The 12,043-nt window shown below is 60.9% G+C and carries 7 protein-coding genes; 6 read left to right on the plus strand and 1 reads right to left on the minus strand.

Annotated features, from left to right (window positions below; translation table 11 throughout):
* Positions 1 to 690: 690 nt before the first annotated feature.
* The 4 genes from HB633_RS00890 to HB633_RS00905 are packed head-to-tail and all read left to right on the plus strand — an operon-like array spanning position 691 to position 4,077.
* Positions 691 to 1,647 (plus strand): choline ABC transporter substrate-binding protein, encoded by a 957-nt coding sequence (locus HB633_RS00890; protein WP_213776201.1) that lies wholly within the window; start codon positions 691 to 693, stop codon positions 1,645 to 1,647.
* Between the two features lie 14 nt (positions 1,648 to 1,661).
* Complete coding sequence (locus tag HB633_RS00895; RefSeq protein WP_213776202.1) at positions 1,662 to 2,591, plus strand: 3-keto-5-aminohexanoate cleavage protein; 930 nt, start codon at positions 1,662 to 1,664, stop codon at positions 2,589 to 2,591.
* 27 nt (positions 2,592 to 2,618) lie between these two features.
* Positions 2,619 to 3,566, plus strand: a complete 948-nt coding sequence (locus HB633_RS00900) for an L-carnitine dehydrogenase (RefSeq protein ID WP_213776203.1) — start codon at positions 2,619 to 2,621, stop codon at positions 3,564 to 3,566.
* Between the two features lie 4 nt (positions 3,567 to 3,570).
* Positions 3,571 to 4,077, plus strand: a complete 507-nt coding sequence (locus HB633_RS00905) for a thioesterase family protein (RefSeq protein ID WP_213776553.1) — start codon at positions 3,571 to 3,573, stop codon at positions 4,075 to 4,077.
* On the opposite strand, the gene HB633_RS00910 is transcribed toward HB633_RS00905, so the two are convergent.
* Positions 4,011 to 6,281, minus strand: coding sequence for a heavy metal translocating P-type ATPase (locus tag HB633_RS00910; protein WP_276572785.1), 2,271 nt, complete (start codon positions 6,279 to 6,281; stop codon positions 4,011 to 4,013). The genes HB633_RS00905 and HB633_RS00910 overlap by 67 nt on opposite strands.
* A 363-nt stretch (positions 6,282 to 6,644) precedes the next feature.
* Between HB633_RS00910 and HB633_RS00915 the strand changes: the two genes are divergently transcribed.
* Both HB633_RS00915 and HB633_RS00920 read left to right on the plus strand, forming a co-directional pair.
* A complete protein-coding gene (locus HB633_RS00915) occupies positions 6,645 to 8,159 on the plus strand; it encodes a DUF1214 domain-containing protein (RefSeq protein ID WP_213776204.1) in 1,515 nt (504 codons plus the stop codon).
* Positions 8,160 to 8,290: 131 nt separating this feature from the next.
* Positions 8,291 to 11,968: a DUF748 domain-containing protein gene (locus HB633_RS00920; RefSeq protein ID WP_213776205.1), complete on the plus strand. Its 3,678-nt coding sequence runs from the start codon at positions 8,291 to 8,293 to the stop codon at positions 11,966 to 11,968.
* The last annotated feature ends 75 nt before the right edge of the window (positions 11,969 to 12,043 follow it).

Consider the following 12,043-nt stretch of genomic DNA (forward strand, 5'->3'; position numbering starts at 1 on the left):
TCGGCGCATAACAACGAACAGTCGAAACCCTCCCCCTTCGAACACGGATACCCACACGCTTCGCCACCAGTGTGGGAATCCGTTAATACGGAAACCTCGCCTACGCATAACAATGGAATAGCCCATAACGGATTCAAAGCAATTTGAACCCGAGACTTCTTCACCGGTACGGCCGCCCTGTCACTTTGGGCGCTAGTGCGCGCAGCGCGGAGGCCTTGTTAACGGATTCCCACACTGGTGGCGAAGCGTGTGGGTTGCGGTTGACGGAGGGGGAGGGTTTCAACAAGACGAGGTTATGCGCTGAGCGTGCTTTTGGGGTACCAAACAGTTGTCACTGCACGCTTTGGACACTTAAGAATTAGCGGTTGAAAGGCGTATTCTTTGCTTCGTTTCTTTGTCGCCGTTGGACAAAGAAATGAAGTCCCGCCACGGACAGTGGCTAATAGTGCTAAAGAGAGCAGCTAAGACGGAACGCGCGAAAACCTAAAAAGCAGGACCCCAACTCACCCCCGTCCACCCCCGTCCGCCCCCCAAAAAACCGAGTGCGAACGAAACCCCCTGGTCGCATCCAGTCAAAACCGGGTCGCACCCGGTCGCCTGGACGGTATTCTGCGGCAGTACTTTTACACACGGCCGGTTGGGACCGAACCCCAACGCCCCGTCCACTAAAAAACTTCGGAACAGGAACCCATGTCCACTCTACCGGCCACGAAAAAGCTGTTCGCCTGTCTGTTTCTCGCGCTGACTTCACTCGGCGCCGCAGCCCAGAGCAAGGAAGACGCAACCTGCCACACGGTCCGTTTCGTCGATATCGGCTGGACCGACATCACGTCGACCACCGCGCTCGCATCGGTCGTATTCGAGGGCCTGGGCTATAACCCGAAAGTGACCGTGGCCTCCGTGCCCATCTCCCTCGCGGGGCTCAAAAGCAAGCAAATCGATGTATCGCTCGGGTACTGGTGGCCGGTGCAGGAAAAGGTGGTGCAGCCATTCATCGATTCAAAAGCCATCGACAAACTCGATCCGCCCAATCTTTCCGGCGCAAAGGCCACGCTCGCCGTGCCGAGCTACGAATACGACGCGGGCCTGAAGACGTTCCAGGACATTGCGAAGCATAGAGACGAACTCGACGGCAAGATTTACGGCATCGAACCAGGTAGCAGCGCGAACGCGCAAATCCAGAAGATGATCGATACCAACCAGTACGGACTCGGCGGTTTCAAGCTCGTGCAATCGAGCGAAGCGGGCATGCTGGTGACGGTCGATCGCGCAGTCCGCGACAAGAAATGGGTCGTATTCGTCGGCTGGGAACCGCATCCCATGAACATCCAGGTCAAGATGAATTACCTCGCCGGCGGCGACGAAGTCTTCGGCCCGAACTACGGCGAAGCACGCGTCTATACGCTCACCAACCCCGACTTCCTCGCGCGTTGCCCGAACGCCGGAAAGCTCGTATCGAATCTGCGATTCACAACGCAACTCGAGAACCAGTTGATGATTCCCGTCATGGCGAAAGAGCGCCCAACCGACGCGGCAAAGGCTTATCTAAAGAAAAATCCGCAAGTGCTCGACGCATGGCTTGCGGGCGTGAAGACGGTGGACGGCAAGGATGGCTTGCCGGCAGTCAAGCAATATCTTGGTCTTTGAAAGGACGGCGTGACATGAACTACGAAGTAATCGTGACGTGCGCGGTAACGGGCGCAGGCGACACCACCGGCAAACATCCGGCGATTCCGGTCACACCAAAACAGATCGCGGAAGCGGCAATCGAAGCAGCGCGTGCGGGCGCAACTGTCGCGCATTGCCATGTCCGCGATCCGAAAACGGGCCGCGGCAGCCGTGACCCAGCGCTGTATCGCGAGGTTGTGGATCGCATCCGGTCATCGGATGTGGACGTGATCATCAACCTCACGGCCGGCATGGGCGGCGATCTGGAAATTGGCGCCGGCGAATCGCCGATGGAATTCGGCGCCGCGACCGACCTCGTCGGCGGATTGACACGTCTTGCACACGTGGAAGAGCTGTTGCCGGAGATCTGTACGCTCGATTGCGGCACGCTCAATTTCGGCGATGGCGACACCATCTATGTATCGACGCCGGCGCAACTTCGAGCGGGCGCAAAACGCATCCAGGAACTCGGCGTGAAGCCAGAACTCGAGATCTTCGATACCGGCCATCTCTGGTTCGCGAAGCAAATGCAAAAGGAAGGCCTGCTCGACGACGCGCCCTTGTTCCAGCTATGCATGGGCATTCCATGGGGCGCGCCTGCCGATGTCGGCACGCTCAAGTCGATGGTCGACAACATGCCGGCGGGCGCGCATTGGGCGGGGTTTGGCATCGGCCGGATGCAGATGCCAATGGTCGCTCAGGCAATGCTTTTAGGCGGTCATGTTCGCGTTGGATTAGAAGACAATTTGTATCTGGATCGTGGCGTGCACGCGAGCAACGGGACGCTCGTGCAGCGCGCGGTCGAGATCATCGAACGTCTGGGTGGCCGGGCGCTGACGCCCGCTGAAGGCCGCGAGAAGCTCAAGCTGCCCGCACGCGGCGAACGTTTTCTGGATCGTCGCAAGATCGAGCACTTCGCTTAAGTAAATAATCAATAAGGAATCCGGTGTATGCAAGTGAAGACGTTGGCGGCGTTGGGCGTTGGTGTGATTGGCAGCGGATGGGTGTCGCGGGCATTGGCGGCCGGGCTCGATGTGATCGCGTGGGACCCGGCGCCGGGCGCCGAGGAACAGTTGAGAAAGAACGTCGCGAATGCGTGGCCCGCGCTTGAGCGTGTCGGGCTTGCACAAGGTGCATCGAAGGAAAGACTGAGATTTGTCGAAACGATCGAAGAGTGCGTGGGCGAGGCCGACTTCATTCAGGAAAGTGCGCCCGAGCGCGAGGACCTGAAGCTGAGTCTTCACGAGCGGGTGTCGAAGGCGGCGAAGCCGGAAGCGATCATTGCGTCGTCTACATCCGGTCTGTTGCCAACGGACTTCTATGCGAGCGCGAAGAACCCGTCGCGTTGCATCGTAGGCCATCCGTTCAATCCGGTTTATCTGTTGCCATTGGTCGAGGTTTTAGGCGGCGAGCAGACGTCCGAAGACACGTTGAAAGCGGCGTCAACGTTCTATGAATCCATCGGCATGCGGCCGTTGCGCGTGAGGAAGGAGGTGCCGGGGTTTATCGCGGACCGGTTGCTCGAAGCGTTGTGGCGCGAGGCGCTGCATCTGGTGAACGAAGGCGTGGCGACGACCGGCGAAATCGATGACGCCATCCGTTTTGGCGCCGGCATACGCTGGTCGTTCATGGGCACGTTTCTGACCTACACGCTCGCGGGCGGCGAAGCCGGCATGCGCCATTTCATGCAGCAATTCGGCCCGGCGCTAGAATTGCCGTGGACCAAGCTGGTTGCGCCCAAGCTCACCGATGAACTCATCGACCGCGTGGTGGAAGGCACGACCGAGCAGCAAGGATCGCATTCGATCAAGCAGCTGGAACGTTATCGCGACGACTGCATTACCAGCGTTCTCACGGCGATAGCCGAAGCGAAATCACGTCACGGCATCAAGGATTAAACGGCTGACAATGCAAAGCTTGACCATTCATCGCGATATAGTGAAACCCGAGTGGGTCGACTACAACGGGCATTTGCGTGACGCGTTCTATATGCTGATCTTCAGCCTCGCGACCGATGCGTTCATGGATCGCATCGGTCTCGACGAGGCAGGACGCGCGTCCCGTGGCCGCTCGTTGTTCACACTTGAAGCGCACATCAATTATCTTCACGAGATCAAGGAAGGCGCGCAAGTTCGCGTGGAGGCATCGGTGCTCGCGTTCGATGCCAAGCGCGTTCATCTCTACATGGAGATGTTCGAGGGCGAGGGTACGGAACCCGTTTCGGCGAGCGAGCAGATGCTGCTTCATGTTGATACAACCAACGGCGCGAAATCGGCGCTCTTCGATACGGACATCGCCGCCCGCGTCGAGGAGATGCATGCCGGCTCGAACAAGACTGCGCGTTACGCCGGGCGCGTGATCGGCTTGCCTTCGAGGTCGGGTTCGTCGGCAGCGACCAAACCCGCCTGAGCGCGCCACGTACGCAGCAACAATGCGTTCGTAACCACGCTCACGCTCGAGAACGCCATCGCGGCGCCGGCGAGCATCGGATTGAGCAGGCCGAACGCGGCAAGCGGAATGCCGATCAGGTTGTACACGAACGCCCAGAACAGGTTCTGCTGGATCTTGCGATACGTGCGCCGTGCGATATCGATGGCATCCGCCACCAGCGCTGGATCGCCACGCATCAGCGTAATGCCGGCGGCTTCCATGGCGACATCGGTGCCGGTTGCCATCGCGATGCCGATATCCGCTGCGGCGAGCGCGGGCGCGTCGTTGATGCCGTCGCCGGCCATCGCGACCGCGCCCGTGGTGCGCGCTTTCAGTTCCGAGATCACGCGCGCCTTGTCGGCGGGGAGCATTTGCGCGTAGACGGCGTCGGGCGAAATGCCGAGCGACTTCGCTACGCTCGCGGCGCTTCCGGCGTTATCGCCGGTGATAAGGACGCTCTGGATGCCCATTGCGCTCAATCGGGCGATGGCGTCGCGTGCACCGGGTTTTATCGAATCGCCGAATGCGAGCAGCGCGAGGACGCGTGCCGGGGCATTCAAGTCCACGAACCACGACACCGTGTTGCCAAGCGTTTCCAGTTCCGCCGCGCGCTGTTTGAGCGCATCCGGCGCAACAACCGCCAGTTCCTCGAGCCAACGCGCGCTCGCAACCGCCAGATGACGCTCGCCCACGCGTGCTTCCACGCCGCGCCCGGCGACCGCTTTTGCGTCGCTTGCGTTGACGGGCCGGAGCGATTCGGCATCGGCGGCGGCGACAACCGCTCGCGCCAACGGGTGATCGCTCAGGCGTTGAACGGCTGCGGCCAGCGTCAACGCTTCCTTCCGTTCGATCCCGTCAGCGGCATCGAACGCGGTCATCGATGGTTTGCCGACGGTCAGCGTGCCGGTTTTATCGAAGGCGACAATTCTGATTCGATGCGCCATTTCCAGCGCCTGCGGGTCCTTGATCAGCACGCCATGGCGCGCCGCAACGCCGGTTCCGGCCATGATCGCGGCGGGCGTGGCGAGCCCGAGCGCGCACGGACACGCAATCACGAGCACCGCGACCGCGTTCAGCACGGCCGTTTCGGCGCCCGCGCCCACTGCCAGCCAGCCGATCAGCGTCACGAGCGCGATCACCAGAATGACAGGCACGAAGATCGCCGATATCCGGTCGACGAGCCGTTGTATTGGCGCCTTCTCGGCCTGCGCCGATTCAACCAGCCGGATAATGCGCGCGAGCGTCGTTTCCGCGCCGGTCGCGGTCGTTTTGACAGTAATCGCGCCTTCGCCGTTGATCGATCCCGCCGTCACGCGCGCACCGGTTTCCTTCGCGACCGGCAGGCTTTCGCCGGTAATCAGCGATTCGTCCACATGCGTGCGGCCTTCGCGGATCACGCCATCGACGGGCATCCGCTCGCCCGGCCGGACGATAGCGACATCGCCGTTGCGTACATCGGCGAGCGCGACATCGCGTTCCTGGCCGGTCGCGGCGTCGCGAATCCGCGCGCGGTCGGGGCGCAAAGCGTCTAGGGCGCGGATGGCGTCGGTGGTTTGGCGCTTCGCGCGCGCTTCCAGCCATTTGCCGAAGCGCACGAGCGTGATCACGACCGCCGCGGCTTCGAAATAGAGATGCGCCGATTCGCCCGGATGCGCGAACAATTCGTACACGCTCAAACCCCACGCGGCGGACGTACCCAGCGCGACCAGCAAATCCATGTTGCCTTCACCCGAGCGCACCGCCTTGAAGCCGCCGACATAAAATCGCGCGCCAAGCACGAACTGGACAATGCTCGCCAGCCCCAGCGATACCCAGACGCCCAGGTTCAGGTCGATCCCGAGCATCGGCAGAACGAGCGGCAGCGTCAGCAGCGCCGATACAACCACGGCAACCAGCTCGCCCGTGTGCGCAGACGCCGCAACTGGCGCGGCTTCCGGCTCGATAAACGTGGCTTCGTACCCCGCTTTCGTTACGGCCGCGAGCAACTGGTCGCGCGAAACGGACGGTTCAGCGCGAACCGTGGCTTTTTCGGTGGCGAGATTCACGGAGACGTTTTCCACGCCCGGTACTTTGGCGAGCGCCTTCTCGACGCGGCGAACGCACGACGCGCATGTCATCCCGCCGATCGCAAATTCAGCGGTATTCGACGCAGCAGCAATGTTTTGACTCGTACTAGCAGACATAAAAGCTTCCCGATTCATTGCGGGCCACAAGATTCAGCTCGATAAAACCAGTATCGACATTCCAATGATTGGAAGGTCAAGGTGTATTTTCAAGTGAGTTGCACTTGCATTGCCATGGCGCGTGAATAAAAAACCGGCACTATATAGGCAGTTACTTGTCGCAAAAATTATGAAACGTCTGACTAATTTTCAGGCATCGTTACGCGCTTCTTGCCTATCGTCATTGGATAAGATAAAACGCGTTTTCAAGATAACTTGAACGATAGTTTGAACGTCGGCGAGCGAACCTGCAGGACATGAATTCCAGGACCAGCCGGCGCGCGCGCCGAACGAAGTAAAAAAGCCTAAACAGACCTAATTCGAATGAAAAATAACCGACGCTGGGCAGTTCCGTTGTTTGCGCTGAGTGGGACACGTTGGATGCTTGCGGGTTTGAGCACGCTGGCAATACTGGGTGGTTGCTCGACGCAGGCGCCTGTCGTGACGAACGGCGACGGCTGGCGGAAAGATCAGGTCGCGGATGCTTATGTATTCGGTTATCCGCTGGTCGCGTCCGACCTGGCACGCGAAAAGGCGACGGGCGGCGATGCATCGAAGCCGGGACAAGCACCTGTGAACAGCTTGCGGCACACCACGGCATTGCCGCCGGTCGGCGCGACGGGGCGGCCGAGTGTGGACACGCTTGAATCGACCGCGTGGCTGGATGTATCGAGTGGACCGGTGCTGGTTTCGCTGCCCGCGTTGTCGTCGGTGCAATCGACGCCTTCAGGCGCGTTGCGAGGCCGTTATTTCGATGCCCGCGCCTTCGATGCCTGGACCAACGTGATCTATTCGAGCATTGGCGCCGCGCCCGATACCCCTGCGCCCGTCGTGAAAAAGCGTGGCAAGGCGGCGCGCGCCGCGGCCGAGCAGGCGAGCGTGCTCGCTTTCGTGCCAAAGGGTTATACCGGCACGCTGCCTGAGGGCGTGACGCGCGTGGAAACGCCGACGCGTTACGTGTGGTTATCGGTCCGGGTGCGCGTAAACGGCCAGCGTGACGTGCGCGAGGCGCGCAAGCTCCAGACCGCGATGCACATCGAAGCGCCTTCTTCCGATAAAACCAGTCCCACGACCGCCGGCGCTGCGTGGCCGAACGTCACAGCCAACACGCCGAGCGTGATTTCAAGCGGCGACAAGGCCGATTCGCTCGATGCCACCGCGTACTTCACGCGCCTGGCCAAAGCCCTGGAAGACAACCCGCCCGTGCCCGCTGATCCGCACGCCGTGAGCTTGCTGGCGCAATTGGGCGTGAAAGCGGGCGAGCCGGTTCAGTTCCGTGCATCGGATGCAGCCTTGCTCACAACCGGTCTTGCCGACGGCCGGGCGCGCGTCGACACGGTTCCTTCGAATGCGACGAGCCGCAACGGCTGGGTCTGGTTCGGCGACGCTGTCGGCAATTACGACACCGACTACACCTTGCGCGCATTCCTCGCCAAACGTCAGCCAGGTACGGGGACAAAGGAGGGCGAGGTGAAACCTGTCGCGTTCTTGGACAGCGACGCCCACGCGCTCAACGGCGCGAATACTTATGTGCTGCATTTCGCGGCCAACCAGTTGCCGCCGGTGCGCGGTTTCTGGACGCTCACGGCGTACACGAAGGACGGCGCGCTTATCGATGACAAAGCGCCGAGGCTTTCGCTCAGCGACCGCGACCGCCTGAAGAAAAATCGCGATGGCTCGACAGACGTGGTCGTCTCTGCGACATCGCCGGGCAAGGCGCGCGCGTCGAACTGGCTGCCCGCACCCGAGGGCGACTTCCAGTTGATGATGCGTTTGTATGCGCCAAAGCCTGAAGCGACTTCGGGCGCGTGGGCGCCGCCGGCCATCGAACGGCAGTAGAAGAGTAATAAGCGCGGGACATACGGACCATCGCCGATTCAATTTGACGCTTTCGCGTCGTATACTCGGGCCTTCCGTTTCCCCCAGGTCACGCGCGGTCTCATGGCGCGTGACCGCGCTGTGAGGCCCGCATGGCAAGCCTGAACAAGACTTCCCTGACATCCGCTGGCCGTGGCCTGATCGATCGAGCAAACGCGGTCGCGAGTTCTAACCGCACGCGCCGTGTCGCGATTGGCCTGGTTTTATTTGTCGTCGTGATCGGGCTGCTGGGATTTTTCGCGGCGCCCCCTCTCATTCGCCATATCGCCGAGCAGCAGATTTCCGACCAGCTTGGCCGTCCGGCCACGATCGGCCGCATTGCGCTCAATCCCTATACGCTTAGCTTTGAAGCTGACCGCGTGCATATTGGCGAGGCGAAAGGCAATCTTTCTGCCGACGCCAAGGGCGGCGATTTTATCGATATAGAACGGCTGATCGTGCTGCCTTCGTGGTCTTCGTTGTTCCGGCTCGCGCCCGTGATCAACGAGCTGAAAATCGATTCGCCGCGCTTTCATATCGTCCGGTACGACGCGCAACGCTTCAACTTCTCGGACCTCATCGAAAAGTTTTCGAAGCCGTCCGCCAAGCCCGCCGATAAACCCGCCCGTTTTTCCGTATCGAATATCCGGATCGCGAATGGGCGCATTGATTTCGATGATCGCTTGCAGAAGACGCAGCACGTAATCGATCAATGGTCGGTCGGGATTCCGTTCATAGCCAATCTTCCCTCGACCACCGAGTTGTTCGTGACGCCGTCGCTGCAGGCGCGCATCGACGGCTCGCCGCTGTCCATCAAGGGCCGCACGAAGCCGTTCGCCGAGTCGCGCGAGTCGGAAGTCGCGCTGCAGCTCGACGGGCTCGATGTGCCACAGCTGGTTTCGTACGCGCCGGCTTCGCTGCCGGTCGTGGTGAAAAGCGGCAAGCTTTCGACCAATCTCGATGTGAGCTTCTCTCTTAACGGTGATGCGCCTGTTGTGCGCATCAAGGGCACGGCCGATTTCGCGGATATCGACGTGACGGACAAGCAGAACGCGCCGCTGTTTGCCGCGCAATCGCTGCACGTGAACGCGGCGAATCTCGAGCCGCTGCGCAATGTTTATCAATTGATCGAGATAAAATTAGCGCAACCCGATATAAAACTTTCCCGCGATAAATCCGGAGCCTTCAACTTCCAGAAACTGAGTGGTCCGCCCGCCAACACGCCTCCGGCAGCCGAAACCAAAGCCGCAGCCGAGACGCAACCGCTCGATTTGTCGATCAAACACGTCGCCATCGATCAAGGCCAGATCGCGTTCAGCGACAGCCTGATGGCGCAACCCGCGAAGCTTGGCCTGAAGGCGCTGGACGTCACACTCGATGACTTTTCCACGCTTGGAAAAGCGCCGGCGCGCTATACGCTGAAAACCGCGCTGGATCATGGCGGAACGCTCGCGGCATCGGGCGGATTCACCTTGCCCGGCAAGAACGCCGACGCGAAACTCGCGCTCGCCGATGTGCCGCTCCCGCCGCTGCAACCCTACGTGGCGAACGCGCTTGCCGCGCGGGTATCGGACGGCGCGCTGAGCGCGAACTTGCCGCTGCAAGTCGACTGGTCGAAGCCCGAAGCGTCCATCCAGGTCGGCGCCGGCGACGTCTCGCTCAAGTCGCTGAAACTCGTTCCAACCGCGAACACGGCGCCGGTCACGCTGGCTTCGGCACAGGCGAAGATCACAAAAATCGATGTCGCCGCGCGTACTGCCGCGTTGGAAAGCGTGACGCTGAACGGCCTTTCCGTCGATGCAAAACGCCTGAAAGACGGCAGTATCGACCTCGCGGCGCTCGCCGGTCCGCACGAAGCCGCGCCGGACGTCAGCGCGACGCGCAAGATCGAAAAGGCGAACGCCGCCGGCCCGGCCTGGCGCTACCAGATCGCGCAGGTATCGCTAAACGACAGCACCGCCGATTTCACCGACGAAACCACGCCGACTCCGGTCAAGCTTCACATCGCGCCGCTTCAGGTGAACGTGAAGCAGGTCACGGACGACCTCACCAAACCGCTCGCCGTCGATGGCAAGCTGACCATGAACGGCAAGGGCACGCTCGCCACGGCAGGCACGTTGACAATCAAGCCGCTGAGTCTCGCGCTGCATCTCGATGCAAGTCAGCTGGACGCGGCGGCATTCGAGCCATATTTCGGGGGCGCGCTGAACGCATCGCTTTCGAGCGCGTTGGTCACCGCGAACGGCGACGCCTCGTTCTCGGGTGAGGGACGCACGCTGAAGGCGGGTTACAAGGGCGATGTGTCGTTGTCGAATGTGCGTTTGATCGACCGGGTAAGTTCCCAACCGCTCGCCGGATGGAAGCTGCTCGGCCTGACAAAGCTGAACGCCCGCTACGATGAAAAAGGCGCCGACGTGGAAGCCGCGCGCGTTACGTTCGCTAATTTCTACGGCCGCGTTCTGCTCGATGCACAAGGAAAGCTGAACCTGCGCGACGTTGTGGTGAAGGACAAGACGGGCACTCAGACCGTGGCCGCCGCGCCTGCTCCGGTAGCCTCCGCGCCGGTGGTTCCCAAGCCGGCATCGACATCGCCCACGCCTAATCTGCGCTTCGGCCAGCTCGTGCTGCAAAACGGGCGCGTGACCTACACCGACAACTTCATCAAGCCGAATTTCACCGCCAATCTTGTCGCGATCACGGGCACCATCGGCGCATTCGGGACGCATTCGACCGTGTCCGCACCCGTCGATGTCGCCGCGAAACTCAACGCAAACGGACCGGTATCGATCAAGGGCACGGTCAATCCGTTGATCGCGAAACCCGCGCTGGACCTGACCGCGAGCGCGCACGACGTCGAATTGCCCAATATCTCGCCGTATTCCACCAAATATGCGGGATATCCGATCACAAAAGGCAAGCTGAACGTTGACCTGCACTACCAGCTCGCGGACGACAAGCTCAGCGCGAACAACCATCTTTTCATCGATCAACTCACGTTCGGCGATCACGTCGACAACTCGACCGCGACCAAACTGCCGGTGCGGCTGGCCGTGTCCTTGTTGAAGAACTCGCGCGGCGAGATCGATGTGAACATCCCGATTTCCGGCTCGCTTGCGAATCCTGAGTTTTCGGTCGGCGCGCTGGTCTGGAAAGCGATCGTGAACCTGCTGGAACGCGCCGTGACCGCGCCGTTCTCGCTGCTGGCAAACGCGTTCGGCGGCGGCAAGAACGCCGAAGAACTCGGTTACGTGGAGTTCGACCCGGGTTCGTCCACGTTGAGCGACGCCGGCAAGCAGAAGCTCGACACGATTGCCAAGGCGTTGGCCGACAAGCCGTCCATCAAGATGGATTTGTCGGCGCGGGTTGATCCCGCCGTCGATGAACCCGGCCTGCGCGCCGCGTACGTGGATCGCCAGGTGAAGCTCGCCAAGATGAAGGATTCGAGCGACGACAACCCGAACATCAGCCCGTCGACAATCACCCTTTCCGCCGATGAATACACGAAGTTTCTGACCAAGGCGTACAAGGACGCCGACTTCAAAAAGCCGCGGAACATGATCGGCTTGACGAAGACCTTGCCCGACGCCGACATGAAAGCAGCGCTCGCAGCCAACGCGCCCATTGACGAAGGCGCGCTTGGCACGTTGGCGCAAAAACGGGCGTCGGCGGTGAAGGCTTACTTCGACGGCAAGATCGACAGCAAGCGGATCTTTATCGTTTCACCGCACATGAACGCCGATGGCATCAAGGACAAAGGCGCGCCCACTCGCGTTGATTTTGGTTTGCAGTGATGGCTCACCATGGTACATGGGGCGAAATGACTATTTAGGCGTGCGCTGAAAATCGGCGCTGTCATATGGTGTATG

It is taken from the genome of Caballeronia sp. dw_276 (genome assembly GCF_018449635.1).
Lineage (GTDB): Bacteria > Pseudomonadota > Gammaproteobacteria > Burkholderiales > Burkholderiaceae > Caballeronia.

Coding starts and splice junctions, on each gene's coding strand:
- HB633_RS00890 (WP_213776201.1), top strand. CDS start 691: ATGTCCACTCTACCGGCCACGAAAAAGCTGTTCGCCTGTCTGTTTCTC.
- HB633_RS00895 (WP_213776202.1), top strand. CDS start 1,662: ATGAACTACGAAGTAATCGTGACGTGCGCGGTAACGGGCGCAGGCGAC.
- HB633_RS00900 (WP_213776203.1), top strand. CDS start 2,619: ATGCAAGTGAAGACGTTGGCGGCGTTGGGCGTTGGTGTGATTGGCAGC.
- HB633_RS00910 (WP_276572785.1), bottom strand. CDS start 6,281: ATGTCTGCTAGTACGAGTCAAAACATTGCTGCTGCGTCGAATACCGCT.
- HB633_RS00915 (WP_213776204.1), top strand. CDS start 6,645: ATGAAAAATAACCGACGCTGGGCAGTTCCGTTGTTTGCGCTGAGTGGG.
- HB633_RS00920 (WP_213776205.1), top strand. CDS start 8,291: ATGGCAAGCCTGAACAAGACTTCCCTGACATCCGCTGGCCGTGGCCTG.